This is a genomic window from Hydrogenophaga sp. NFH-34 (assembly GCF_021401345.1).
Classification (GTDB): Bacteria; Pseudomonadota; Gammaproteobacteria; order Burkholderiales; family Burkholderiaceae_C; genus Hydrogenophaga; species Hydrogenophaga electricum.
In genome coordinates this window covers 1-25,859 of record NZ_JACBGE010000025.1, presented here as the reverse complement: position 1 = coordinate 25,859, position 25,859 = coordinate 1, and the positions used below count along the sequence as shown (strand labels likewise).

Genomic DNA, 25,859 nt, shown 5'->3' with positions numbered 1-25,859 from the left:
AGATTAAACAATTTAAGGAACGTCAATGGCAAGCTATTCCGAACTGATGGCGCAAGCCCAAGCGCTGATGGCGCAGGCCGAACAGGCCCGCAAGGATGAACTGGCCTCCGTGATTGCGGACATCAAGGCCAAAATGAAAGAATACGGCATTACGGTTGCCGATCTGGGTGCTGCGGGGGGTACCCGCAAGGCGGGCAAAGCCAAGTCGGCCGCCAAATACCGGGGCCCCAACGGGGAACTTTGGGCGGGCGGCCCGGGTCGCAAGCCGGAATGGGTCAAGGCGGTGCTGGCTTCTGGCAAGAGCATTGAAGATTTCCGCATTTGATCGCCCTGACCGATGCAAAGCGCCTTCGGGCGCTTTTTCTATGGCCAACAGAAATGCATTGAATGGTCTATTGGTTCGCGGTTGCTTGATTTGTGACGATTTGAAACATGCGGGTTGTATCGGCAAGGCTTGGCAAGCAATGGTATGTCGGATTGGGCCCTGCCCAAGCCGCAGAAGGTGGGGTAACTGATGCGCCCTCGACAATTTGACCTGATCGCCTTTGACTGGGATGGCACGCTGTTTGATTCCACGGCAGTGATCGTGCGGTGCATTCAGGCAGCCGTGAAAGACGTGGGCGGTGCCATGCCCAGCCAGCAGGCGGCCAGCTACGTCATCGGCATGGGCCTGATGCAGGCCCTGGCGCATGCCGCGCCGGATGTGCCTCCCGAAAAATACCCCTTGTTGGGCGAGCGCTACCGTCACCACTACGGGCAGAGTCAGAACGCCATCAGCCTGTTTGACGGGGTTTTGCCCATGCTGGCCGCGCTCAAGGCGCGCCATCACTGGTTGACGGTGGCCACCGGCAAAAGCCGCCGCGGGCTGGATGAGGCTTTGCAGGCGGTCGAACTGCAGGGGGTTTTTGACGGGTCCCGTACGGCGGATGAAACCGCTGGCAAGCCCAGCCCGCTCATGCTGCACGAACTGATGCGCGAGTTCGGGGTCGACCCCGAACGCACGCTCATGGTGGGTGATACCACCCACGATCTGCAGATGGCGCGCAACGCCGGTTGCGCCTGCGTGGGGGTGAGCTATGGGGCGCACGAGCCGGACGCTTTTCACGCCTTGCAACCTTTGCATGTGGCGCACTCGGTGAGCGAGCTCCGGGACTGGCTGTCAGCCCATGCTTGATTGAGGGCGTCGATGTCTGCCTCCGCTACCGAACCCGTCTATCCGCTTTGCCGCAGTGCCGACTTGGCCGAGGGTGGCTTGGCCGTGGGTTTTGATGTGATTTACGCCGGGCAGACTTGCCGCGCTTTTGCGATCCGGTATCAGGGGGCGGCACATGCCTACCTCAATCGCTGCACGCATGTGGCGATGGAGATGGACTGGCAGCCAGACCGCTTTTTCGATGATTCCGGGCGATGGCTGCTGTGTGCCACCCACGGCGCGCACTACGAACCGTCCACTGGCGCCTGCAAAGGGGGGCCGTGCAAGGGCGGTCTGATCAAGATCGATCTGGTCGAGCGTGACGGCGTGGTGCACTGGCAGTCACAATACCTGCTTAAGCCCGTTTTGTACTGAAACCGATTCCTTCATGTTCGAAGACGACAACCGCCCGGCCGCTTCTGCGCTTCCCAGCTCCACACCCGCTGGCTGGGAGCGGGCCACCATCGAAAAACTGCTCTTTGCCCAGTTGAAGGAGCAGCGCGCTGCGCGCCGCTGGCGGCTGGTCATGCGCCTGCTGTGGCTGGGTGTTTTTTCCGCGCTGGCCTGGGGCATTTGGAACGCCAACCGGCTGACCAGCAGCGTCAGCACGCCCCACACAGCACTGATCGAGATCGAGGGCACCATCGCGGCGAACGCCGAGGCCAGTGCTGAAAATGTGGTGGCCTCGCTCAACTCCGCCTTCGAGGACAGTGGCGCCCAGGCGGTGGTGCTGCTGATCAATTCACCAGGTGGCAGCCCGGTGCAGGCCGGCATCATCAACGACGAAATCACCCGGCTCAAGACGCTGCATGGCAAGAAGGTCTATGCGGTGGTGGAAGAAACCTGCGCCTCGGCGGCGTATTACATCGCTGCCGCCGCTGATGAAATCTATGTCGACAAGGCCAGCCTGGTGGGCAGCATCGGGGTTCTGATGGACGGGTTCGGCTTCACGGGGTTGATGGAAAAACTCGGTGTCGAGCGGCGCCTCATGACGGCCGGCCAAAACAAGGCGATGTTGGACCCGTTCAGCCCGCAGGACGAGACGCAGAAGGCGTACATCCAGTCCATGCTGACCGAAATTCACAACCAGTTCATCGCGGTTGTGAAAAAGGGCCGGGGTACGCGCCTCAAGGAAACGCCCGACACCTTCAGCGGCTTGGTCTGGAGCGGCCAGCAGGCTGTGGCCCAGGGCCTGGCGGATGGTCTGGGCAATGTGGACTTCGTGGCCCGCGAGATCGTCAAGGCCGAATCCATCGTCGATTACACCCAGCGCGAAAACGTGGGCATGCGCCTGGCGCGCCAGTTTGGCGTGTCCATGGGGCAGGGCCTGTTCGAGGCGGCTGCCGCCCATTCCTTCGCACCGTTGAAGTAAGTCGGCGCTGGCTGACCTTACTTACCGATCTTTTTCATCCAGGAGCCCATTTGATTACCAAAGCCGTCTTTCCTGTTGGGGGCTTGGGCACGCGCTTTCTGCCGGCCACCAAGGCGATTCCCAAAGAGATGCTGCCGGTGGTGGACAAGCCCTTGATCCAGTACGCCGTCGACGAGGCCTATGCCGCCGGCATCCGGCAGATGATTTTCATCACCGGGCGGCACAAGCGCGCCATCGGCGATCACTTCGATGCGGCGTTCGAACTCGAATACGAGCTGGAGCGTGGTCGCAAGACCGAACTACTCAAGCTGGTGCACGCCATCAAACCCGATGACATGGACTGCGTGTTCATCCGTCAGCCGCGTCCGCTGGGCCTGGGTCATGCGGTGCTGTGCGCGGAGCGGGTGGTGGGCAATGAGCCTTTCGCCGTGTTGTTGGCCGATGACCTGATGGTCGGCCCGCCGGGTGGCCCGTCGGTGCTCAAGCAAATGGTGGATGCCTACGAAAGTGCGCCCGGCACGGTGTTGGCGGTGCAGGATGTGCCGCGCGAGGACACGCGCCGCTATGGCGTGGTCGACGTCCGCGGGGTCAATGAATCGCTGGCTGAAGTTTTCGGCATGGTGGAGAAGCCGGTACCCGAAGTAGCGCCCTCGACCCTGGCTGTGGCCGGTCGCTACATCCTTTCGCCCTCGGTGTTCCGGAGCATCCGTCGCCAGCCGCAAGGAGCGGGTGGCGAGATCCAGCTGACCGATGGCATCGCCGCCCTGATCGGGACCGAGAAGGTCTACGCTTACCGCTACCAGGGCAAGCGCTACGACTGTGGCAGCAAAACCGGGTTCCTGGAGGCCACGATCGATCTGGCGCTGGCAGACCCCGAACTCAGCGGTGCCGTGCGGGCACACATGCAAAAGGCGCTGAGCTGATGGGCCGGGCGTTCTGACGCGCTACCTGCCCAGCATGAAAATGGCCGGCGCCTTGAGGGTTGGGTTGTCGTGCGGGGAGGCGGTCTTTCTCCATTCGGAGACCAGCGCGCTCCGAATGGTCTGGTTCGGCAGCGTGAGGCCGCACGCCACCGCCAGGCGCGTGTTTGCCTGCAGGTTCTGCAGCAGCGCCTGCAGCAGCGCGGCATTGCGGTAGGGCGTTTCGATCAGGATCTGGGTCTGCCCGCTTTTGAGGGCCTGCGTTTCCAGTTCGCGCAAGCGCCTGGCCCGTTCGGCGGGCTCCTGGGGAACGTAGCCCACGAAGGCGAAGTGTTGCCCGTTCAGCCCGCTGCCCGCCAGCGCCAGCATGAGCGAGATCGGGCCAGTGAGCGGTACCACGGGAATGCCCAGGGCGTGGGCGGCGCGCACGATGGCGCTGCCGGGGTCGGCGATGGCCGGCATGCCCGCCTCGCTGACGAGTCCCATGTCATGTCCTTCCAGCGCAGCTTGCAACAGGCTGCGGGCCTGGGCATCGCTGGCGGTGGTGGGGAGGTGATCGCCCTTTTTGTGGGCAGCGCGAGGCAATTCGGTGATCTGCAGCGTCTGCAGTGGCGCTGCGAGTGGGGCTTCGGCCCCCACCCGTTTGAGAAAGGCGCGTGTGCTCTTGGCGTTTTCGGCAATCCAGTGCTGCAGACCGGCTGCGACTGCCAAGGTATTCGCTGGCAGCCAGGCACTCACTGGGGCGGGTGGGTGCTCGTCCGTGCAGCCAAAATCCAGCGGTGTGGGGACGAGATAGAGCTTGCCCGTCATGAGGGGCTCACAGAATGGCCACGCCGGCGGCGCGGATCATGCGGCAGGTGCGGATGAGTGGCAGGCCCACCAAGGCGGTGGGGTCGTCGTTGTCAATGCGTTCGAGCAAGGCGATGCCGAGACCCTCGCTTTTGGCGCTGCCGGCGCAGTCATAGGGCTGTTCGAGGTGCAGGTAGCGCTCGATTTCGGCGTCGCCGAGGGGGCGAAACACCACGTTGACGGCGGCCAGGTCGATCTGGCAGAAACCGGTCGCTTCGCAGACCACGGCCACGGCGGTCTGGAAGACCACGGTCTGGCCGCTCATCTGGCGCAGCTGGGCCACGGCGCGTTCGTGAGTGCCGGGTTTGCCCAGGGGCAGTCCAGCCAGATCGGCCACCTGGTCGCTGCCAATCACCACTGCCTGCGGATACCGGCGGGCGACCTCACGGGCCTTGGCTTCGGCCAGGCGCAGTGCCAGCGTACGCGGGCTTTCCCCGGGCAGAGGGGTTTCGTCTACCTGGGGGCTGGCGGTGTCGAAAGGCACGGCCAGCCGGCTCAGCAGCTCGCGGCGGTAAGGTGAGGTTGAGCCCAGGATCAGGGGGCGGCCCGTGGAGGGGAGGGCGGTGCTCGGAGTCATGCCGCGATTGTGCCGCTGTCTTCGTGGGCATCCGGGCGAGCGGCGGGATGTCCCGTACACTGCCGCCCATGAAAAAAGCCGCCAACGTCAACTGGAATCCGCAACGGCTGGATGTGGCCGCCTTTGCCCAGGCGGGTGGGACGCTGTCGGGTGATGAACCTCTGGCCCATTTTGACCGGCTGGTGGCCGAGTCGGCAGAGGATGCCACCCGTCAGGTACCGGTGAGCTGGTCCGTCCAGGGTGATTGGCGTGCGGGGCCCTCGGGCGTGGGCGCAGTGTGGCTGCATCTGCAGGCCCAGGCGCAGGTGCCGGTGACCTGTCAGCGTTGCCTGAAGCCGGTGGTCCTGCCTCTGGGGGTGGATCGCTGGTTCCGTTTTGTCGACGACGAGGCGACGGCGGCGGCAGAGGATGAGGACAGCGACGAGGATGTGCTGGCGCTGGAGCCCCGGCCGAACCTGCTGGATCTGATGGAAGACGAGCTGCTGATGGAGTTGCCCCTGGTGCCCATGCACGAGGTGTGCCCGGGCCCGGTTGTCATGTCGGCCGGCGATCTGGGAGCGGATGCCGCCGGGGCTGCGCCCGCTGAGGCACCGAATCCGTTTGCTGCACTGGCCGACCTGAAAAAGCGGTAAAAAGCCCAGGCTTGGCGAGTGGCGATCAGCCGGTTATAATGCTTGGCTTTGCGCTGGCATCCGTTTCACGGTTTTGTGTAGGGTTCGCGGCGCACCCGTAGACCAATTCCGATCCTCAAGGATCCCAAGGAGCCCATCATGGCCGTCCAGCAAAACAAAAAGTCCCCCTCCAAGCGCGGTATGCACCGTTCGCACAACGCTCTGAGCGTGCCGGGTATCGCCGTTGAGCCGACCACCGGTGAAACGCACCTGCGTCACCACATCAGCCCGAACGGCTTCTACCGTGGCCGCCAGGTGCTCAAGAACAAGTCCGAAGCCTGACGGACCCGCCTGGTCTGGCGGCGCGGCAGCGCGCCAGCATGTCAGGCCCCAGGCACAGGCCCGCATGGCTTTTCATGCGGGCCTTTGTTGTTTTGGTGACCCGGATGGGGTCATTCTCCGGAAGCGTTCATGATCACGATTGCCGTGGATTGCATGGGGGGCGACATCGGTCCCTCCGCCACCCTGCCGGCCTGTGCGGCCTTTCTCGGGCGCCATGCCGATGTGCAGTTGCTGCTGGTGGGGCAGCCGCAAGCCCTGGCCGGTTGGTCGCAGGTCGTCAACAATGTGCGCTGCCGCGTGGTACCGGCCACCGAGGTCGTGACCATGGACGATACGGTGGAGGTGGCGCTGCGCAAGAAGAAGGACTCTTCCATGCGGGTGGCCATCGCCCAGGTCAAGGAAGGCGCGGCGCAGGCGGCGGTTTCGGCGGGCAATACCGGAGCCTTGATGGCGATTGCCCGTTATGTGCTCAAGACGCTGGAGGGCATTGACCGTCCGGCGATCGCCACCCAGTTGCCCAATGCCCGTGGCGGTGCCACGACGGTGCTGGATCTGGGGGCCAATGTCGACTGCACAGCCGAACACCTGCTGCAGTTCGCGGTCATGGGATCGGCCCTCGTGGCGGCTGCCGATCGGCGCGAAAACCCGAGTGTCGGCCTTCTCAACGTGGGCGAGGAGGTCATCAAGGGCAGCGAGGTGATCAAGAAGGCGGGCGTGTTGCTGCGCAATGCCGCGAACACCGGGGACTTGAATTTTTTCGGCAACGTCGAAGGCGACGACATCTTCAAGGGCACCACGGACATCGTGGTGTGCGATGGTTTCGTGGGCAATGTGGCGCTCAAGGCCAGCGAAGGGCTGGCGGCCATGATCGGGGGCTTCATTCGCGAAGAGTTCTCGCGCAGCATCTTCACCAAATTGGGTGGTTTGTTTGCGTATCCGGTGTTATCTGCGTTCAAGAAGCGGGTGGATCATCGACGTTACAACGGTGCGGCGCTGCTCGGGCTGCGGGGGCTGGTGTTCAAAAGCCATGGATCGGCTGACGCGTTTGCGTTCGAGCACGCGCTGGCTCGGGCTTATGATGCGGCCCGTCATCGGTTGCTCGACGATGTGCAATCCCGCATTGCCCATGCCGCACCCTTGATCTCCGGTGATGTGACGCCGAGCGACCTGCGCGGCATTCCCACCCTTTGATGTTCTGACACGCCCGACTTCGCATGACCCGTTACGCCCGCATCACAGGTACCGGCAGTTGCCTGCCTCCCCAGCGCCTGACCAATCAGGACATGGTGGACCTGCTGGCTCCGCGCGGTGTCGATACCAGTGACGAATGGATCGTCGAGCGCACCGGTATCCGGGCCCGGCATTTTGTTGGTGAAGGCGTCTTTTCCAGCGATTTGGGGGCCGAAGCGGCGCGTCGTGCGCTGGCCGCGGCCGGTGTGGACGGTGCGTCGATCGACCTGATCATCGTGGCCACGTCGACGCCGGACATGGTGTTTCCGTCGACCGCGGCCATCATCCAGCACAAGCTGGGACTGGCGGGGTGCCCGGTGTTCGATGTGCAGGCCGTGTGCAGCGGTTTTGTGTACGCACTGAGCATTGCCGACGCCATGATCAAGGTCGGTTCGGCCAACCGGGCGCTGGTGATCGGTGCCGAAGTGTTCTCGCGCCTGTTGGACTTCAACGACCGCACCACCTGCGTGCTGTTCGGCGATGGCGCTGGTGCCGTGGTGGTGGAGGCGTCGGACACGCCCGGCATCCTGGCGTCCGATCTGCATGCGGATGGCAAGCACGTGGGCATCCTGTGCGTGCCCGGCCATGTGTCCGGTGGGCAGGTGCTTGGCGATCCGTTGCTCAAGATGGATGGTCAGGCGGTCTTCAAGCTGGCGGTCGGTGTGTTGGAAGATGCGGCGCGTGCCGTGCTGACCAAGGCTGGCAAGACCGATGCCGACATCGACTGGTTGATTCCGCACCAGGCCAACATCCGCATCATGCAAAGCACGGCCCGCAAGCTCAAGCTGCCCATGGGCAAGGTGGTGGTGACGGTGGACCAGCATGGCAACACGTCGGCAGCGTCCATCCCGCTGGCGCTGGATCACGCCGTTCGTGCAGGCCAGGTTCGCAAGGGCGACACGCTGTTGCTTGAAGGTGTGGGCGGCGGCTTCACCTGGGGTGCCGTGCTGCTCGATTTCTGAGCGTCGGGCCTCGCAGGCAGGCCCGCAGTCATGGAATGAATTGAAGATGACCGCATTTGCATTCGTTTTTCCGGGGCAGGGTTCGCAGTCCGTGGGCATGCTCGATGCCTGGGGCGATCATCCGGTGGTTGCCGAGACGCTCAAAGAGGCGTCCGAGGCCCTGGGTGAAGACGTGGGACGCCTGATCCACGAAGGCCCCAAAGAGGCTCTGGCACTGACCACCAATACCCAGCCGGTGATGTTGGTGGCCGGGGTGGCTGCCTGGCGTGTGTGGAAGGCTGAGGGTGGCGCCGATCCTGTCGCTTTGGCGGGCCATTCGCTCGGCGAATACGCTGCGCTGGTGGCCTCGGGCGTGCTGACGCTGGCGCAGGCAGCACCGCTGGTGCGGTTTCGCGCCGCGGCCATGCAGGAGGCTGTGCCGGTGGGTGTCGGCGCCATGGCGGCGATTCTCGGTATGGAGTCCGGCAAGGTCCGGTCGGGTTGTGCCGAGGCGCAAGCCGCTTTTGCTGCCGACAGCGGCGAAGTGGTGGAGGCTGTGAACTTCAACGACCCCGCCCAGACGGTCATTGCCGGCAGCAAGGCTGCGGTTGAAAAGGCCTGCGAGCTGCTCAAGGCGCAAGGCGCCAAACGCGCGTTGCTTCTGCCTGTGTCGGCTCCGTTCCATTCCAGCCTGATGAAACCGGCGGCCGACAAGTTGCGCGAACAACTGGCAGTCACCACGCTGGCGGCGCCGCGCATTCCGGTGATCAACAACATCGATGTGGCGGTCGAAACCGATGCCGAGCGCATCCGTGATGCCCTGTATCGCCAGGCCTTCGGGCCGGTCCGCTGGGTCGAATGCGTGCAGGCTATCAAGGCGCGGGGTGTGGCGGCGCTGATCGAATGTGGGCCCGGCAAGGTCCTTGCGGGCATGACGAAGCGCATCGACAGCGAACTGAACGGCGCGCCCTTGTTCGATCCGGCCACGCTGGCCGAGGTCAAGGCACTGCTGGGCTGAATCCCCCAAGCGAAAGAACAGGTCTATGACAGAAGTGAAGTTTGCGGGCCAGGTGGCCTTGGTGACGGGCGCGTCGCGCGGCATCGGGGCCGCGATTGCCCAGGAGTTGGTGGCCAAGGGGCTGATTGTGGTGGGTACCGCCACCAGCGACGATGGTGCTGCCCGGATCAGCCAGGCGCTGCAGGCGGTGCCCGGTGCCGTGACAGGCTGCCGCGGGGCGCGGCTCGATGTCAATGACGCGGCTGCGGCCGAAGCGCTGGTCGATGCCTTGGTGAAAGACCACGGCGCCCTGCAGGTGCTGGTCAACAATGCGGGCATCACGCGCGACATGCTGGCCATGCGTTTGAAGGACGACGACTGGGATGCCGTGCTCGACACGAACCTCAAAGCCGTGTTTCGCCTGAGCCGGGCGGTGATCCGCCCGATGATGAAGCAGCGGTATGGCCGCATCATCAGCATCACCAGCGTGGTCGGTGCCTCGGGCAATGCGGGCCAGTCGAACTATGCGGCGGCCAAAGCCGGCGTGGCGGGCATGACCCGTGCACTGGCGCGCGAACTGGGCAGTCGCAACATCACCGTCAATTGCGTGGCGCCGGGCTTCATCGAAACCGACATGACCGCCTCTCTGCCTGAAGAGCAGCAGAAAGCGCTGCTGGGTCAGATTCCGCTGGGGCACCTTGGCAAGCCGGCCGACATCGCGCACGCGGTGTCGTACCTGGCCAGCCCCCAGGCCGCCTACGTGACGGGGCAGGAACTGCACGTCAACGGTGGCATGTTCATGGCCTGAACGTGTCGCCTGCATGAGCCCATGCCGGACCGCCCGGCGGGCCGGATTCGGCCTGCCGGGCGGTCCCGGCTAAAATGGACGTTTGTATCTCAACCACCCTTAGAGGGATCTATGAGCGATATCGAAGCACGTGTCAAGAAGATCATTGCCGAACAACTCGGCGTGGAAGAAAGTCAGGTCACCAATGAAAAGGCTTTTGTGGCCGATCTGGGCGCTGACTCGCTCGACACCGTGGAACTGGTGATGGCCCTCGAAGACGAATTCGGCATCGAAATCCCCGACGAAGACGCCGAAAAGATCACCACCGTGCAAAACGCCATCGACTACGCCGTTTCGCACCAGAAGGCCTGATTCGCCCATGAGCCGTCGCCGTGTCGTCGTGACCGGCCTGGGTTGCATCTCGCCCGTGGGCAACACGGTGCAAGATACTTGGGCCAATCTTCTCGCCGGTCAGTCCGGCATTGACTTCATCACCCACTTCGATGCGAACCCGTTCGCGTGCAAGTTTGCTGGTGAAGTCAAGGGTTTCAATATCGCGGATTACATCCCCGAGAAAGAGGCGCGTCACATGGACCGCTTCATTCATCTGGGGCTGGCCGCTGCTTGCCAGGCGGTGGCCGACTCCGGTCTGCCGACGGGCGATGCGTTGGGCGAGGAGGAGGCTACCCGCATCGGTGTGAACATCGGGTCGGGTATTGGCGGCCTGCCGCTGATCGAAAACACCCATGCCGAACTGACGGCCCGCGGCCCGCGCCGCATTTCACCGTTTTTCGTGCCAGCCTCGATCATCAACATGATCTCGGGCCATGTATCGATCAAGTTCGGGTTCAAGGGCCCCAACATCGCGGTGGTTACGGCCTGCACGACAGGGCTGCACGCCATCGGGCTGGCTGCGCGCATGATCGAATCGGGCGATGCCGACGTGATGGTGGCGGGGGGTTCTGAGGCCACGGTGTCCCCGCTGGGTCTGGGCGGTTTCGCTTCGGCCCGGGCGCTGTCCACCCGCAATGACGATCCCAAGACCGCTTCCCGTCCCTGGGACAAGGACCGCGATGGTTTCGTGCTGGGCGAGGGTGCGGGCGTGCTGGTGATCGAGGAATACGAACATGCCAAGGCGCGCGGTGCCCGCATCTACGCGGAAATCGCGGGTTTCGGCATGAGTGGCGATGCGTACCACATGACGGCACCCAACATCGATGGGCCGCGCCGTTCGATGACGGCCGCGTTGCGCAACGCCGGCATCAATGCCGACGAAGTGCAGTACGTCAATGCGCATGGCACGTCCACGCCGCTGGGTGATGTGAACGAAACCAATGCCATCAAGGCCACGTTGGGTGATCACGCGAAGAAGATCGTGGTCAACTCCACCAAGTCGATGACCGGTCACCTGCTGGGTGGCGCGGGGGGCATTGAAAGCGTGTTCACCGTGCTGGCACTGCATCATCAGAAGAGCCCGCCCACCATCAACATCTTCAACCAGGATCCCGAGTGTGATCTGGATTACTGCGCCAATACGGCACGGGATATGAAGATCGATGTGGCGGTGAAGAACAACTTCGGCTTTGGCGGCACCAACGGGACCTTGGTTTTCCGCAAGGTCTGACCGCCCTGTTCTCCCATGCGCAGCGCCCCGTCGGTGGTATTTCCGGTGGGGCGCAGTGCTTTCTATGGTACCTGTCAGGGTGTGCTGGCCGTGCTGGCGCTGGTCATGGCGCTTCTTTGGGGGCACTCCATGTCTGGACAGCCTGGCTGGGCAGCCTGGACCTTGGCTGGTGGCCTGCTGGCCTGGGCTGGATGGTGCCTGGTGGCGTTTCACGGGTGGTGGCGATCCCCTCAGGGATGGCTGCACTGGGAAGCGGGCGTGATGCCAGACGAACGGGGTGAGGGCGGCTGGCTCTGGCGCAGTCAGGCTTACCCTGATGGCACGCGCCTGACAGGCGTGGAATGCGTGCTCGATTTGCAGACCCGGATGTGTCTGCGTCTGTTCTTCCTGGATCGAGGCTCGCGTTGGATCTGGGTGGAGCGCCAATGCGACCCGGTCCACTGGTCGGCCATGCGGCGGGCTGTGGTGGCTGGTGGTTGAGAGAAGGACCGGGTGCGTGCCGAGAGGTGACCTTCGGGTATATTTCCGCGGCCAACTTAACCCCTAGATGTCAAACGATCCGCACGCCGCTCCCCCTTCACCCGACAGCGACGCCATGCTCGTGCAGCGCACGCTGGCCGGCGAGATGCGGGCCTACGAACTGCTGGTGATCAAGTACCAGCGCCGGGTGGAACGCCTGATCGGGCGCATGGTGCGCGACACCGATCTGGTGCAGGACATTGCCCAGGAGACTTTCATTCGGGCCTATCGGGCGCTGGCGCAGTTTCGCGGAGACGCGCAGTTCTACACCTGGCTGTACCGCATCGCGGTGAACACGGCCAAAAAGCAGCTGATGGAACTCAAGCGGGATCCGCTGGTCTTTCAGTCGCAGCTCAAATCCGGTGAGGACGATGAAACTTCCGCGCCGGAGCGTGAACTAAATGTCAGCGTGGCCGATACGGAGACGCCCGAAGCCGTGCTGGCCAGCAAGGAGATTGCCCTTGCGGTGAACGAGGCCATGGAAGCCTTGCCGGAAGAGCTGCGGATGGCAATCACCTTGCGGGAAATTGAAGGGCTGAGCTATGAGGACATTGCCCAGGCGCTGGATTGCCCGATCGGGACGGTGCGCTCACGCATCTTCCGGGCCCGCGAAGCGATTTCCAACCGGATCAAGCCCATGCTGGACCGCCAGATCGGCAAACGCTGGTAAGGCCGACGCCCCTGTTTTGAACGAGAGTCATGATGAACGCTTCTTCCTTTGATGCGAAACCGGCTGCCACGGCGGGCGGGTTGGTGCCCGCGCAGGCGGGTGATGACGTGTTGTCGGCATTGATGGACGGCGAAGCGACGCCCCAGGAGTGGGATGTCTGGCTGCAAGGTGGTAGCGGCTCGGCCCAGGCGTGTGCCGACTGGGATCGGTACCACCTGATTGGGGAGGCGCTTCGCGGACAGGCCTGTCTGCCTGCATCCCGTGCTTTCTTTGCCGATATCGAAGCACGGTTGACGGTGGATGAGGTGGTCCGGCCGGCGTTGCTGACGACCCCGGTCCCTCAGGTTCGGGGGGGCGCGGCCAACGAGGCCGTTTTCCGGTGGAAGATGCTGGCTGGCGTGGCTTCGGTGGCGGCGGTGGTTGCCGTGGGCTGGAGTGTGTTGGGTGCGATGCCGGGCGCTGCCGGATCGGCCTCGGGGCCGCAGTTGGCTGCCGCAGGCGGTAGCACGCCGGTTCTGCAGGCGGTGTCGAATGCCGGGCCGGAAACGGCGTCGCCGATGGTGGTGGTGCAGACCGGGCAAGGCGCGATCATTCGCGATCCCCGGCTGGAGGAGCTGCTGGCAGAGCACCGGCAGTACGGTGGGCTGTCGGCGTTGCAGATGCCGGCAGGCTTCTTGCGCAATGCCACCCATGACGGCAGCCCGCGACGTTGAGCATCGGTTTCATGACGCAACAGGCCCTCTCGCTTCCCTGGGTTTTTTCCTTCCAACGCCCCCGGCTGCGCCGCTGGGTGTCTGTGGCGCTGGTCGCGCTGGCTGGCACGGTGGGGGCATCCACCTGGGCGCAGGCGCCCGCGACCTCGGCTCGCAGCCTCACCGAGTGGCTGACGCGCATGCACGAGGCTTCGCGCGAAATGGCTTACGTCGGCACGCTGGTGGTTTCGGCCGGTACCGACATGTCTGCTTCGCGCATCTGGCACGTCTGTGATGGCCGCCAGCAGATGGAGCGCGTCGAAACGCTGACCGGGGTGCCCCGAACCACCATCCGCCGCAACAACGAAGTCATCACGTTCATCCCGGAGTCCAAGACCGCCTGGGTGGAAAAGCGCGAGTCGCTGGGGCTGTTCCCCGAGCTGTTGCGCACGCCAAGCAACACGATCGCTGAGTTCTATGCGGTGAACGAGCGCGACACCGAGCGGGTGGCCGGACACCTGGCCGACGTGGTAGATATCGTGCCCAAGGACGGGTTGCGGTTCGGTTACCGCATCTGGGCGGAAAAAAAGACGGGCTTGGTGGTCAAGTTGCAGACGCTGGACCAGGACAAGGTGCTGGAGCAGGTGGCCTTTTCCGAGCTGCAAATGGACGCCCCGGTGCGCATGGACAAGCTGGCCAAGCAGATGAAGGACACGCGCGGCTATGAAGTCCACCGCCCTGTGATGAAGAAGACCACGCCTGAGGCCCAGGGCTGGCGTTTGAAAGAGCCGGTGCCAGGCTTTGCCTCGATGAATTGTTATGTGCGGGAAGGCACGCAGATTGCGCCCGCGGAAGCCTCGGTGCAATGGGTGTTTTCTGACGGGCTGGCGTCGGTCTCGCTGTTCATTGAGCCATTCGACAGTCAGCGGCATACGCAGGAACAGGTGATCGCTGCGGGGGCCACCCATTCGCTGACGCGCCGCATGGGGGAACACTGGGTAACGGCCATCGGTGAGGTGCCGCCCACTGCATTGCGCCGGCTCGTTCTGGCCCTGGAGCGCACGCGCTGATGCACGCTTCCGGGGCAGGCTTGTATCCCCCTGTCCTGTCCCCATCTATCGCACCGTTTTCGGTTTCTTCCCGTTTTTCGAGGACTGGTTTGCCATGATCCGACCTTCCTTCGCTTTGCGTTGTTTTCAATCCGTCGCCGTGGCGGCTCCGCTGGCCTTGATGGCTCTGGGTGCCCCCGTGGCCGCATCGGCCCAGCCGGCTGTGGCGCCCAGCGTGCGGGGGTTGCCCGATTTCACCGACCTGGTGGAAATGGTGGGGCCTTCGGTGGTCAATATCCGGACGCTTGAGCGCGCTGGCAGCGCGTCGAGCGGCACCGATGAGCAGATGCTGGAGTTCTTCCGCCGCTTTGGCATTCCGGTGCCACCGGGTATGACACCCCGGACCCCGCGTTCGGATCGGGGCGGAGCCGAAGAGGCACAGCCCAAAGGCGTGGGTTCGGGGTTCGTGCTAAGTGCCGATGGCTTCATCATGACCAATGCCCATGTGGTGGACGGCGCGGATGAGCTGATCGTCACCTTGCCGGACAAACGCGAATTCAAAGCCCGTGTGGTGGGGGCCGACAAACGCACCGACGTGGCGGTGGTGAAGATCGAGGCCTCGGGACTGTCGCCGGTGCGTATTGGCGACGTGAGCCGGTTGCGGGTGGGCGAATGGGTGATGGCGATCGGCTCGCCCTTCGGGCTGGAAAACACCGTCACTGCCGGCATCGTCAGCGCCAAGCAGCGCGATACGGGTGACTTCCTGCCGTTCATCCAGACCGATGTGGCCATCAATCCGGGCAATTCGGGCGGGCCGCTGATCAACATGCGTGGTGAGGTGGTGGGCATCAACAGCCAGATCTACTCGCGCTCGGGAGGCTTCCAGGGCATCTCCTTCGCCATTCCGATCGATGAGGCGGTGCGGGTGTCTGACCAGTTGCGCTCTTCCGGCCGTGTTTCCCGCGGCCGCATCGGGGTGCAGATCGATCAGGTCAGCAAGGAAGTGGCCGAGTCCATCGGCCTGGGCCAACCCCGTGGCGCATTGGTGCGCAGTGTCGAGCCCAATTCGCCAGCGGCCAAAGCTGGCGTGGAGGCCGGTGACATCATCCTGAAGTTTGACGGCAAGGACATCGAGCGCTCGATCGACCTGCCTCGGCTGGTCGGTAACACCAAGCCCGGCAACCGCAGCAGCATGACGGTGTTCCGGCGCGGCGGACAGCGGGACCTGACCATCACGGTGGCGGAGCTAGAACCGGAAAAACCCCAGCCGCGGGCCTCGGCCGGCGAAGGCAGCAAGCCGCCGGCGGCCCCCGGGGCAGCACAGGCGCTGGGCTTGGCGCTTTCCGATCTGAGCACTGCCGACAAGCGCGACCTGAATCTGAAGGGCGGTGTTCGTGTCGACAGCGCTGACGGGGCTGCAGCCCGGGCGGGTCTTCGCGAAGGCGATGTGATCATTGCTTTGGCGAACACCGAGGTGCCCTCGGTCAAGGACTTTGAGGGTGTGCTGTCCAAGGTAGATCGCTCCAAGCCGGTCAGCGTGCTGTTCCGCCGCGGCGAGTGGGCGCAGTACACCGTGATCCGTCTGGGGCGGTAAAGGTGGGATCAAGCCCCAAACCCGACTTTCCCGGTCGGATGTGGGGTTTTAAGGGTTGGCCGTTTCGCGACAGGATGTTTTCTATCGATCTTTCTCGATAGATAGCGTGGTTCGTGTTGGTGATCACTCACTGGAATGCATGCTCGTGACCGAACCCGGTAAAATCACGCGGTTTCCGGTGGCCATTTCGCACGGATCCGGTATGACGGATTCATCATGCGAGAAGTCCACAGGATATGTTCATGTCGTCCACACCTTGTGATCTGCGAAGGCATACAATCTGTGGATAACTTGTGGTTAAGGGCTGCGTTGCTGCGTCGCAACAGGCCGAGGCGGGCGATGGTGGGATACCGGATCGGGGCTTTTTGCCTACAATGAAATCCCAACTATCGCAGTTGCCATTGATTGTTGGTTACGGGCGCGTCACCACCTGACGCGCCCTTTTTTATGTTCGTTTCGCCGGTGCCGGGAGCGTTTGTCTGCTCCGCAGGGCCGGGTCCTCATCTCCGATGAACCACATCCGCAATTTCTCCATCATCGCGCACATCGACCATGGCAAGTCCACGTTGGCCGACCGCATCATCACGCTGTGCGGGGGCCTGTCGGAGCGCGAAATGAGCGACCAGGTGCTCGACTCGATGGACCTCGAAAAGGAACGGGGCATCACCATCAAGGCCCAGACGGCGGCGCTCCATTACAAGGCGCGCGATGGTCAGGTCTACAACCTCAATCTCATCGATACGCCCGGTCACGTGGACTTCTCTTATGAGGTGTCGCGATCGCTCTCGGCCTGTGAAGGGGCCTTGCTGGTGGTCGATGCTAGCCAGGGGGTGGAAGCTCAGACGGTGGCCAACTGCTACACCGCGCTGGACCTCGGGGTGGAAGTGTTGCCAGTGCTGAACAAGATGGATCTGCCGCAGGCCGATCCGGACAACGCCAAACAGGAAATCGAGGAGGTGATCGGCATCGACGCCACCGATGCGGTGCCTTGCTCGGCCAAAACCGGCATGGGCGTGGAAGACATCCTGGAGATGGTGGTGGCGAAAGTGCCGGCTCCGCGCGGCAAACCGGACGCTCCTTTGCGCGCCATGATCATCGACAGCTGGTTCGACAACTACGTCGGGGTGGTGATGCTGGTGCGCGTGGTCGACGGGCGTCTGGCCCGGGGCGACAAGATCAAGCTGATGGCGACCAGTGCGCTCTACAACGCTGAGAAGCTGGGCGTCTTTACCCCGCACAACGAACCGCGCGAATCGCTGGAAGCCGGCGAGGTGGGTTACATCATTGCGGGCATCAAGGAACTCAAGGCGGCCAAGGTGGGCGACACCGTCACCGCTATCAAGACCAGCAGCGGCGCTAACTTGGCTTTCGCCACCGAAGCCCTGCCCGGCTTCAAAGAGGTACAGCCTCAGGTGTTTGCGGGCCTGTACCCGTCCGAGGCCAGCGAGTACGACCAACTGCGCGACGCGCTGGAGAAGCTGCAGCTCAACGACGCGGCGCTGCGCTACGAGCCCGAGGTGTCGCAGGCGCTGGGCTTCGGCTTCCGTTGCGGCTTTCTCGGTCTGCTGCACATGGAGATCGTGCAGGAGCGTCTGGAGCGCGAGTTCGACCAGGACCTGATCACCACCGCGCCGAGTGTGGTCTACGAAGTGCTCAAGGGCGATGGCGAGCTGATCCAGGTGGAGAACCCGTCCAAGATGCCCGACATCGGTCGCATCGAAGAAATCCGCGAACCCATCGTGACCGTACACCTGTACATGCCGCAAGAGTACGTGGGGCCGGTGATGACGCTGGCCAATCAGAAGCGGGGCGTGCAACTGAACATGGCCTACCACGGCAAGCAGGTCATGCTGACCTACGACATGCCGCTGGGCGAGATCGTGCTGGACTTTTTCGACAAGCTCAAGTCGGTCAGCCGCGGGTATGCCTCGATGGACTACGAGTTCAAGGAGTACCGGGCCTCCGATGTGGTGAAGGTCGACATCCTGCTTAACGGCGAAAAAGTGGATGCGCTGTCCATCATCGTGCACCGCACGCAGGCGCAGTATCGCGGTCGCGCCGTGGCGGCCAAGATGCGGGAAATCATCAGTCGCCAGCAGTTCGACGTGGCCATCCAGGCCGCCATCGGTGGCAACATCATTGCGCGCGAGACCATCAAGGCGCTGCGCAAAAACGTGCTGGCAAAATGCTACGGGGGTGACATCACCCGCAAGCGCAAGCTCCTTGAGAAGCAGAAAGCAGGCAAGAAACGCATGAAACAGATCGGCTCGGTCGAAGTGCCCCAGGAAGCCTTCCTGGCCATCCTGCAGGTGGAGGAGTGATGCAGAACGCGATGAGCAGTGTGACCGCCTTGGTGCTGGCGGCGTTTCTGGCTTACGCCGCAGGTTGGTATTTCGGCTTCATCGAGGGCAACTTTGCCTTGCTGTTGCTGCTGGCGACCGTGGTGACAGGGGTTTACTGGCTGGCCGAGCGCTTCTATTTCCTGCCGCAACGCCGCCGTGCCGTGGAGCGTGCGGAGCAGGAAGTCGGGCAGCGCCGCGAAGCGCTCCAACGACAGGGCATCGACAAGGTGGACCTGCAGTTTGAAGAGGCCGCCCGGCACCGCTTGCTGGCACAGCCCTGGTGGCTGGACTGGACTGCCGGCCTGTTTCCGGTGATCTTGGCGGTGTTCGTGCTGCGCTCCTTCATTGTCGAGCCGTTCAAGATTCCCTCGGGATCGATGATCCCCACCTTGCGCGTGGGTGACCTGATTCTGGTGAACAAGTTTCACTATGGCGTGCGGCTGCCGGTGATCAACACCAAGATCATCGAAAACCACCAGCCCCAGCGGGGAGACGTGATTGTTTTTCGCTACCCACCGCAGCCGAGCCTGGACTACATCAAGCGTGTGGTGGGGGTGCCGGGGGACGAGGTGGCCTACCTGAACAAACAACTGACGGTGAATGGCCAAGCCGTGCCCAAAGAGGCCCTGCCGGACTTTTTCGACAGCGACAGCATGCGTTATGCCAAGCAGTTCCGGGAAACCCTGGAAGGCAAGCGCTACGGCACGCTCAACGATGACGATCGGCCGGCGTTCGTCCCCGGGGTGTCGGATTTCGACTACAAGGACCAATGCCGCTACAGCGTGGAGGGGGTTGTGTGCAAAGTGCCGCAGGGTCACTATTTCATGATGGGTGACAATCGGGACAACTCGCTGGATTCGCGCTTCTGGGGGTTCGTGCCGGAGGGCAACATTGTGGGCAAAGCCTTCTTTGTCTGGATGAACTTCGGGGACCTGGGGCGGATCGGCTCTTTCGAATGAGGCCGTCCATGGCCATTGGAGGATGATCACATGCAGCTGAAAAAACGCCAGACCGGCCTGACCTTCCTGGGGCTCCTGTTTGTGGGGGGGCTGTTGGCTTTCCTGGGGGTGATCGTTGCGCAGATCGTGCCGACCTACCTCGAGTACCTGGCCGTGGACAAAGCGGTCAAGAAAGCCGCTGCCGGCGCCACGGTGGCCGAGGTCCGCAACATCTTCGACCGCGCCGCCGCGATCGACGACATCCGCACCATTACCGGCAAGGACCTGGAAGTGGGCAAGCAGGGCGACAAGGTGGTCGTGTCCTACGACTACAGCCGGGAAGTGCACATCGCCGGGCCGGCCTATGTGCTCATGAAATACCAAGGCAGTTCCCAGTGACGGGTAGGCGCCAGGCACAGGCCTGGCAGGAGTGCGCAAAGTCTTGAACCCCCCATTGGTGGCGCTGCAAAAACGCCTGGATCACCGGTTTTCGAATGAACGCCTGCTGGAGCGGGCGTTGACCCATCGCAGTTTTTCGAGCGACCACAACGAGCGTCTGGAGTTTCTGGGCGATTCCGTGCTCAGCCTCGCGGTTTCCGGTCTGCTGTTCGAAAAACTCCCCGACGTGCCCGAGGGTGACCTCTCTCGGGTGCGTGCGCACCTGGTCAAACAGGACGCCTTGTTCCAGTTGGCTTCGCGGCTGGGGCTGGCGGATGGTCTGCGCCTGGGCGATGGCGAGAAGCGCTCGGGGGGGCACAAGCGCCCCTCCATCCTGGCCGATGCGCTGGAAGCGGTGATCGGTGCCGTCTATCTGGACGCCGGTTTCGAGACCGCCAATGCCTTGGTGCGTCGGCTTTACTCGGGCATCGATCTGAGTGTGCACACCAGTGCCCTCGGCAAAGACCCCAAGACGGCCTTGCAGGAATGGCTGCAGGCGCGCAAGATGCCGCTGCCGCTCTACCGGGTCGTTGCCACCCTGGGCGAAGCGCACAAACAGACTTTTGACGTGGAGTGCGCGGTGCCCGATCTGGGGCGTACCGAGCGCGGCATTGGCGCTTCGCGTCGCGCGGGCGAGCAGGCGGCTGCCCAGGCCATGTTGCAGTCGCTGCAGGCCTCAGGCAATCCCCAACCTTCCCGAACCCCTGCCTGAACCTCATGGCCAACGACTCTCCCAAGCCCGTTCCCTCTTCTGCCGCTGCCGACGATCTCGACGCCATGCTGGCCCGTGCGCTGGGCAAGCCGTTGCCCGCTGCCGGGCCCACCGAAGTCCCCATGGCCGAAGAAGCGGTCCCGGAGGAGGTGCCCGAGTCGGCGCAGCGTTGCGGCTTCGTGGCCATCGTGGGCAAACCGAACGTGGGCAAGTCCACGCTGCTCAACGCCCTGGTGGGGCAGAAGATCAGCATCACCTCGCGCAAGGCGCAGACCACCCGGCATCGCATCACCGGTTACCGCACGCAGGGGACCGACCAGTTCGTGTTTGTGGACACGCCCGGTTTCCAGACCCGCCATGGCAACGCGCTCAACCGCTCGCTGAACAAGACCGTGCTGGGTGCCGTGACCGATGTCGATCTCATTCTTTTCGTCGTCGAAGCCGGGCGGTTCAATCTGGCCGATGCCAAGGTGCTGGACCTGCTGCCCAAGAACATCCCCGTGATCCTGCTGGCCAACAAGTTCGATCTCGTGCACCGGCGCGGCGAACTGGCCCCCTGGCTGCGCTCGATGCAGGAGCGGCACGCTTTTGCCGAATTCGTGCCCATGTCGGCCAAGAACCCGCGCGACATCGGCCGGCTCTTCGACATCTGTGGCAAATACCTGCCGCAGCAGCCCTGGATGCACGAACCCGACGAACTCACCGATCGCAGCGAACGTTTCATGGCGGCCGAAATGGTGCGTGAGAAGCTCTTCCGGCTGACCGGAGACGAACTGCCCTACACCTCCACCGTGGTGGTGGACAAGTTCGAACTGGATGGCGCCATGCGCCGCGTCGCGGCCACCATCGTGGTCGAGCGCGAGGGGCACAAGGGCATGGTCATCGGCGAAAAGGGCGAAAAGCTCAAGCGCATTGGCACCGAAGCGCGGCAGGAGCTCGAAAAGCTCTGGGACTGCAAGGTGTTTCTGGAGCTGTGGGTCAAGGTGCGTTCGGGTTGGGCCGACGACGATGCCCGGGTGCGGTCGTTCGGGTATGAATAGAGCCTCTGCGTATTGCCACGTGCCGCACACCGTGCTCCTGCGCACAGCCGTAGGCGCGGGGCAGGCCGGTCTGCACACCCGCTGCGGGTGCCTATGAGCAAACGGGTCAGCGAAGAGGCGGCCTTCGTTCTGCACCGTTACGACTGGAGCGAATCCAGTCTCATCCTCGAAGTGTTCAGCCGGCACCATGGCCGCCTCGCCCTCGTGGCCAAGGGGGTGAAGAAACCGACTTCGCAGTTCCGGCCCGTGTTGTTGCCGCTGCAACCGCTGTCGCTGTCCTGGGGGGGCGACGCCGAAGTGCGCACGCTCAAATCGGCGCAGTGGCAGGGTGGGCACGTGATGCCCACAGGCGATGCCTTGATGGCGGGCAGCTATCTCAACGAATTGCTGATGCGGCTGCTTGCGCGCGACGATCCGCACCCGGTCCTGTTCGACCACTACGCGCTCGCGGTCGAACTGCTGGCCGAGCGCAGCGATGCCACGCAACTGGTGCTGCGGGCGTTCGAGCTGCTGCTGTTGCGCTCGGTCGGCCTGCTGCCGGATCTGGGGCGCGAGGGCAGCAGCCTGGCGGTGCTCGACCCGGACCAGGCCTACACCTTGCGGCCGGAAGCCGGCCTGAGCCCCCTGGCCGACGAAGAGGCCGGGCAGGGATTGACGGGTGCGCAGTGGTTGGCCCTGGATGCCGCGATGTCGGCGCGCGACGCGTTCCTGGCCACGTTGCGCGCCAGCATGCCCGTGCACACCGCCCTGCGCACGCAGACGCGGAGCCTGCTGCACTACCATAGTGGCGTGCGGGTGTTCCGCACGCGGCAACTGATGCTCGATGTGCAGGCCATGGGCCGCGCGAGCAGCGTGCTCAGCCCGTCCGATCCGGCCGGACCGGTGGTTCGGCCCGACGCTTCTTCACCTCTGCCATGACCGCTTCCGTTCGCACCGCCCTGTCCGTCAACCTCAACAAAGTGGCCCTGGTGCGCAACACGCGGCATCTGGGCATTCCGTCGGTCACCCGGGCGGCGACGCTGTGCCTGCAGGCCGGTGCGCAAGGCATCACCATCCACCCGCGCCCCGACGAGCGCCACATTCGCCGGCACGATGTGTTCGAACTGGCCGAGCTGATGCAGGCCTGGCCGCAACGCGAGTTCAACATCGAAGGCAACCCTTTTCACAACCTCATGCCCCTGGCCCGTGAACTCAAGGGGCTGGGGCTGCCCTTGCACCAGTTGACCTTCGTGCCCGACAGCGAAGGCCAGTTCACCAGCGATCACGGCTGGGGATTCCCGGCCGATGCGCAGCGCTTGGCGCCGGTGGTGGCGGAGGCCCATGCCCTGGGCGTGCGTGTCAGCCTGTTCATGGACCCCGAGCCGGCGCAGATGGCGCCCGCCCGCGCCGTGGGAGCCGACCGGGTGGAGCTGTACACCGAACCCTACGCGGCCGCCTGGGGTGGGCCAGACGCCACGACCCAACTGGGCCGCTACGCTGCCGCAGCGCAGGCGGCGCTGGCGGTCGGCCTCGGTGTGAACGCCGGTCACGACCTCAACCGCGACAACCTCACGGCGTTTCTGCGCGCGGTGCCGGGCGTCAGCGAGGTCTCCATCGGGCATGCACTGATCGCCGACGCGCTGGAGCTGGGCTATGCCACCACGGTGGCCGGCTACCAGGACTGCATTGCGCAGGCATTCGGACCCGGGGCGGTCTGACCATGATCGTGGGCATCGGCACCGACGTGTGCGACGTGCGCCGAATCCAGGCCACGATGGAGCGTCAGGGCGAGCGGTTCGCGCACAAGGTGCTCAGCGACGCCGAGTTCGCCGTCTGGCAGCGGCGAGGTGCCCGGTGGCCGCAGCGCGGCCTGCGTTACCTGGCCACGCGCTTTTCGGCCAAGGAAGCCTTCTCCAAGGCCATCGGCCTGGGCATGCGCATGCCCATGACCTGGCGGCATTGCGAGATCGCCAACCTGCCCAGCGGGCAACCCGTGATCGTGCTGCATGGCGAGCTGCAAAACTGGTTCGCCGCGCGCGGCTGGCGCGCACACGTCACGGTGACCGACGAGACCGACTACGCGGCCAGCTTCGTGGTGGTCGAAACCCTGGAACCTTCTGCTCACCAGGCCTGACGGCCCCGCATCCATGCTCCATCACGCGCCCCTGATCATCGATGTGGCGGGTCACCGCCTGACACACGCCGACCGCCAGCGCCTGGCCCATCCGCTGGTGGGGGGCGTCATCCTTTTCGGGCGCAACTGGAAAGACCGTGCGCAGCTCACCCGGCTGTGCGCGCAGATCAAGGCGGTGCGGCGCGATCTGCTGATCGCCGTGGACCATGAGGGGGGCCGTGTGCAGCGGTTTCGCGGCGACGGGTTCACGCATCTGCCGCCCATGGCGGCCCTGGGCCGCCTCTGGCACGAAACCCCGCGCCCGGGTGAGGTTGACGGCGGGCCGGCCTTGCGCGCTGCCAACGCAGCGACCGCGGCCGGTTACGTGCTGGGTGCGGAACTGCGGGCGTGTGGCGTCGACCTCAGCTTCACACCCGTGCTCGATCTGGACTACGGCGAAAGCGCGGTCATCGGAGACCGGGCCTTCGCCCGCGACCCGCGCGTGGTGACCATGCTGGCCCAGGCACTCATGCACGGCTTGCGCAACAGTGGCATGGGCAACTGCGGCAAGCACTTTCCCGGCCATGGGTTTGTGCGTGCCGACTCCCACCTGGCGGTGCCTGTGGACCGGCGCAGCCTGCGGGCCATCCTGGCCGAAGACGCTGCGCCCTACGGCTGGCTGTCGGCGAGCCTGGACGCGGTCATGCCGGCCCACGTGATCTACCCGCGGGTGGATGCGCGGCCGGCGGGGTTCTCGGCGCGCTGGCTGCAGGACATCCTGCGTGGCCGGCTCGGCTTCACCGGGGCGATTTTCAGCGACGACCTGAGCATGGCGGCGGCCCGCGTGATTGAAGGGCGCGAGGTCGGGTTTGCCGAGGCGGCGCTCGCTGCGCTGGGCGCGGGCGGCGACCTGGTGCTGCTGTGCAACCAGTCGGTGGTGGACGAGGGCGCTCCCATCGATGAGGCCATCGAAGCACTGGCGCGGGCCCAGATCGAAGGCCGCTGGGTCCCGAACCCGGCCAGCGAAGAGCGTCGGCGCGCTCTGGTGCCTCAGGGGCGCTCCCTCGACTGGGCCGCGCTGATGGTCAGTGAGCGTTACATGCACGCGCTCGAACAGCTTCCCTGAACGCATGACAGCGGGGCAGGGCGCACCCTGCTGAGGGCCTGGCTGCTCTCGAGACGCGCCTCATCGTGCTGCTGGGAATGCGGCGAAGCCGGCAGGTTTTCAACAAGACCGGGTGTGATGGGGGCAGGGGCCACAGATCCCGCCGGGCTCGCCAGAAATCTTCGGGTGGATGGGCCTGTCCTGCACCACGAATCGAGCCACACCGTCGTCGATAGCACCCTACGCAGCAGGTAGGGTCGACAGGGCCCGTGGACGGTGCCTGGGTCGACTGATGGCGGGTGCGCGGCCCGTTTCACGCACCGGGGACAGCGGTCTGATTGGCGCTCAAACCCCGCTAGGGATAACCCTGAAATTGCTGATTCACGGGCCATCCATGCACGAAACGTCCTGTTCTTTGCCATAAACGTTGGGTTCGGATCCGGCCCCGGAACCAACAATCCCGGCTCAGTTGAACAGGAGACAAGCCTTGCGTGAAGGACAGGATTGGCTGGGGTTGGCGGCGCGTGTCTGCGTCGTGACGGGTGCCGCCAGCGGCATCGGTGCCGCCATGGCCGCAGGGTTTTCGGCGGTAGGTGCCCGTGTGGTTTTGCTCGATCGGGATGGCCCGGGAGTCCGGCGCATGGCCGAGCAGGTGCAGGCGGCGGGAGGCGAAGCGCAGGCCTGGGTGTGTGACATCAGTGATGAAGCGCAAATGCTGGAGGTCGCCCAAAAAGTTCAAGACACCTGGGGGCCTTGCGATGCCCTGATCAACAACGCCGGCCTGTTGAAGGCTGGGACGCTGGAGAGCGTGAGCGTGGCGGACTGGAACACGGTGCTGTCGGTGAACCTGACGGGCTACCTGCTGTGCGCGCGGGCCTTCAAGGCGCAACTGCAGCGCACGCGCGGCGCGCTGGTGCACGTGGCCTCCATCTCAGCGAACTTTCCGCAGACCGCCAGCGGCGCCTACAGCGCCAGCAAAGCCGGCGTGCTGCTCATGTCGCGCCAGATGGCCACCGAATGGGGCCCGCTGGGCATCCGCAGCAACGCCATCTGCCCCGGCATGATCCGCACCGCCCTGTCGGCCAAGTTCTACGAAGAGCCGGGCTTTGAAGCGCGGCGCGCCCAGGTCACCGCCAGCCGCCGCATCGGCGAGCCGCAGGACATCGCCGACGTGGCCCTGTTCCTGGCCAGCCCGCGCTCGGCCTACGTCAACGGCGCCGAAATCG

Annotated in this window: 30 protein-coding genes; 28 read left to right on the top strand and 2 right to left on the bottom strand. The window is 64.3% G+C overall.

What is annotated here, in order from left to right:
* Positions 1–25: 25 nt before the first annotated feature.
* The 5 genes from L0977_RS20585 (at position 26) to galU (ending at position 3,487) form a co-directional block, all read left to right on the top strand.
* On the top strand, positions 26–325 hold the full coding sequence (locus tag L0977_RS20585; RefSeq protein ID WP_234266741.1) for an H-NS histone family protein: 300 nt from the start codon (positions 26–28) through the stop codon (positions 323–325).
* A gap of 189 nt (positions 326–514) precedes the next feature.
* Positions 515–1,174: an HAD family hydrolase gene (locus L0977_RS20580; protein ID WP_234266740.1), complete on the top strand. Its 660-nt coding sequence runs from the start codon at positions 515–517 to the stop codon at positions 1,172–1,174.
* A 12-nt stretch (positions 1,175–1,186) separates the two neighbouring features.
* Positions 1,187–1,567 (top strand): Rieske (2Fe-2S) protein, encoded by a 381-nt coding sequence (locus tag L0977_RS20575; RefSeq protein WP_234266739.1) that lies wholly within the window; start codon positions 1,187–1,189, stop codon positions 1,565–1,567.
* Positions 1,568–1,580: 13 nt separating this feature from the next.
* Complete coding sequence (locus L0977_RS20570; RefSeq protein WP_234266738.1) at positions 1,581–2,564, top strand: S49 family peptidase; 984 nt, start codon at positions 1,581–1,583, stop codon at positions 2,562–2,564.
* Between the two features lie 50 nt (positions 2,565–2,614).
* Positions 2,615–3,487: a UTP--glucose-1-phosphate uridylyltransferase GalU gene (galU, locus tag L0977_RS20565; RefSeq protein ID WP_234266737.1), complete on the top strand. Its 873-nt coding sequence runs from the start codon at positions 2,615–2,617 to the stop codon at positions 3,485–3,487.
* Positions 3,488–3,508: 21 nt separating this feature from the next.
* Here galU and L0977_RS20560 read toward each other — a convergent pair whose 3' ends face one another.
* Together L0977_RS20560 and L0977_RS20555 are read right to left on the bottom strand one after the other, a co-directional pair.
* Positions 3,509–4,294: an SAM-dependent methyltransferase gene (locus L0977_RS20560; RefSeq protein WP_234266736.1), complete on the bottom strand. Its 786-nt coding sequence runs from the start codon at positions 4,292–4,294 to the stop codon at positions 3,509–3,511.
* A 7-nt stretch (positions 4,295–4,301) separates the two neighbouring features.
* Positions 4,302–4,910 (bottom strand): Maf family protein, encoded by a 609-nt coding sequence (locus L0977_RS20555; RefSeq protein ID WP_234266735.1) that lies wholly within the window; start codon positions 4,908–4,910, stop codon positions 4,302–4,304.
* A gap of 47 nt (positions 4,911–4,957) precedes the next feature.
* On the opposite strand from L0977_RS20555, the gene L0977_RS20550 reads away from it, so the two are divergent.
* The 23 genes from L0977_RS20550 to L0977_RS20440 all read left to right on the top strand — a co-directional run.
* Positions 4,958–5,542, top strand: a complete 585-nt coding sequence (locus tag L0977_RS20550; protein WP_234266734.1) for a YceD family protein — start codon at positions 4,958–4,960, stop codon at positions 5,540–5,542.
* A gap of 138 nt (positions 5,543–5,680) precedes the next feature.
* A complete protein-coding gene (gene rpmF / locus L0977_RS20545; RefSeq protein WP_234266733.1) occupies positions 5,681–5,863 on the top strand; it encodes a 50S ribosomal protein L32 in 183 nt (60 codons plus the stop codon).
* A 129-nt stretch (positions 5,864–5,992) separates the two neighbouring features.
* The gene (plsX, locus tag L0977_RS20540; RefSeq protein ID WP_234266732.1) at positions 5,993–7,054 is read left to right on the top strand and encodes a phosphate acyltransferase PlsX; all 1,062 of its coding nucleotides are present in this window, start codon (positions 5,993–5,995) and stop codon (positions 7,052–7,054) included.
* Positions 7,055–7,077: 23 nt separating this feature from the next.
* Positions 7,078–8,055: a beta-ketoacyl-ACP synthase III gene (locus tag L0977_RS20535; protein WP_234266731.1), complete on the top strand. Its 978-nt coding sequence runs from the start codon at positions 7,078–7,080 to the stop codon at positions 8,053–8,055.
* 46 nt (positions 8,056–8,101) lie between these two features.
* Complete coding sequence (fabD, locus tag L0977_RS20530) at positions 8,102–9,052, top strand: ACP S-malonyltransferase (RefSeq protein ID WP_234266730.1); 951 nt, start codon at positions 8,102–8,104, stop codon at positions 9,050–9,052.
* A gap of 25 nt (positions 9,053–9,077) precedes the next feature.
* Positions 9,078–9,839, top strand: a complete 762-nt coding sequence (gene fabG / locus L0977_RS20525) for a 3-oxoacyl-ACP reductase FabG (protein WP_234266729.1) — start codon at positions 9,078–9,080, stop codon at positions 9,837–9,839.
* Between the two features lie 111 nt (positions 9,840–9,950).
* Entirely contained in the window at positions 9,951–10,190 is a 240-nt protein-coding gene (gene acpP, locus L0977_RS20520) for an acyl carrier protein (protein ID WP_234266728.1), read from the top strand.
* Positions 10,191–10,197: 7 nt separating this feature from the next.
* Entirely contained in the window at positions 10,198–11,442 is a 1,245-nt protein-coding gene (fabF, locus tag L0977_RS20515; RefSeq protein ID WP_234266727.1) for a beta-ketoacyl-ACP synthase II, read from the top strand.
* A gap of 15 nt (positions 11,443–11,457) precedes the next feature.
* Positions 11,458–11,922: a hypothetical protein gene (locus L0977_RS20510; protein ID WP_234266726.1), complete on the top strand. Its 465-nt coding sequence runs from the start codon at positions 11,458–11,460 to the stop codon at positions 11,920–11,922.
* A gap of 67 nt (positions 11,923–11,989) precedes the next feature.
* Complete coding sequence (gene rpoE, locus L0977_RS20505; protein WP_234266725.1) at positions 11,990–12,631, top strand: RNA polymerase sigma factor RpoE; 642 nt, start codon at positions 11,990–11,992, stop codon at positions 12,629–12,631.
* Between the two features lie 32 nt (positions 12,632–12,663).
* The gene (locus tag L0977_RS20500; protein ID WP_234266724.1) at positions 12,664–13,344 is read left to right on the top strand and encodes a sigma-E factor negative regulatory protein; all 681 of its coding nucleotides are present in this window, start codon (positions 12,664–12,666) and stop codon (positions 13,342–13,344) included.
* Positions 13,345–13,355: 11 nt separating this feature from the next.
* Complete coding sequence (locus L0977_RS20495; protein WP_234266723.1) at positions 13,356–14,393, top strand: MucB/RseB C-terminal domain-containing protein; 1,038 nt, start codon at positions 13,356–13,358, stop codon at positions 14,391–14,393.
* Between the two features lie 94 nt (positions 14,394–14,487).
* Positions 14,488–15,966, top strand: a complete 1,479-nt coding sequence (locus L0977_RS20490) for a Do family serine endopeptidase (RefSeq protein WP_234266722.1) — start codon at positions 14,488–14,490, stop codon at positions 15,964–15,966.
* Between the two features lie 509 nt (positions 15,967–16,475).
* Entirely contained in the window at positions 16,476–18,287 is a 1,812-nt protein-coding gene (lepA, locus tag L0977_RS20485; RefSeq protein ID WP_234266721.1) for a translation elongation factor 4, read from the top strand.
* A gap of 11 nt (positions 18,288–18,298) precedes the next feature.
* Positions 18,299–19,267 (top strand): signal peptidase I, encoded by a 969-nt coding sequence (gene lepB / locus L0977_RS20480; RefSeq protein ID WP_234266720.1) that lies wholly within the window; start codon positions 18,299–18,301, stop codon positions 19,265–19,267.
* A gap of 30 nt (positions 19,268–19,297) precedes the next feature.
* Entirely contained in the window at positions 19,298–19,645 is a 348-nt protein-coding gene (locus L0977_RS20475; RefSeq protein ID WP_234266719.1) for a DUF4845 domain-containing protein, read from the top strand.
* A 43-nt stretch (positions 19,646–19,688) separates the two neighbouring features.
* On the top strand, positions 19,689–20,396 hold the full coding sequence (gene rnc, locus L0977_RS20470) for a ribonuclease III (RefSeq protein WP_234266718.1): 708 nt from the start codon (positions 19,689–19,691) through the stop codon (positions 20,394–20,396).
* Positions 20,397–20,401: 5 nt separating this feature from the next.
* Positions 20,402–21,436 carry a GTPase Era gene (era, locus tag L0977_RS20465; protein WP_234266717.1) on the top strand — a complete coding sequence of 345 codons (1,035 nt, stop codon included), beginning with the start codon at positions 20,402–20,404 and terminating at the stop codon, positions 21,434–21,436.
* Positions 21,437–21,529: 93 nt separating this feature from the next.
* Positions 21,530–22,354, top strand: coding sequence for a DNA repair protein RecO (recO, locus tag L0977_RS20460; protein WP_234266716.1), 825 nt, complete (start codon positions 21,530–21,532; stop codon positions 22,352–22,354).
* Positions 22,351–23,133 (top strand): pyridoxine 5'-phosphate synthase, encoded by a 783-nt coding sequence (locus tag L0977_RS20455; RefSeq protein ID WP_234266715.1) that lies wholly within the window; start codon positions 22,351–22,353, stop codon positions 23,131–23,133. The genes recO and L0977_RS20455 overlap by 4 nt, the downstream gene beginning before the upstream one ends.
* A gap of 2 nt (positions 23,134–23,135) precedes the next feature.
* The gene (acpS, locus tag L0977_RS20450) at positions 23,136–23,549 is read left to right on the top strand and encodes a holo-ACP synthase (protein ID WP_234266714.1); all 414 of its coding nucleotides are present in this window, start codon (positions 23,136–23,138) and stop codon (positions 23,547–23,549) included.
* A gap of 13 nt (positions 23,550–23,562) precedes the next feature.
* Positions 23,563–24,654 carry a beta-N-acetylhexosaminidase gene (gene nagZ / locus L0977_RS20445; RefSeq protein ID WP_234266713.1) on the top strand — a complete coding sequence of 364 codons (1,092 nt, stop codon included), beginning with the start codon at positions 23,563–23,565 and terminating at the stop codon, positions 24,652–24,654.
* Positions 24,655–25,120: 466 nt separating this feature from the next.
* Positions 25,121–25,859 (top strand): SDR family NAD(P)-dependent oxidoreductase (locus L0977_RS20440; protein ID WP_234266712.1); only part of this gene is annotated, 739 nt, incomplete at its 3' end.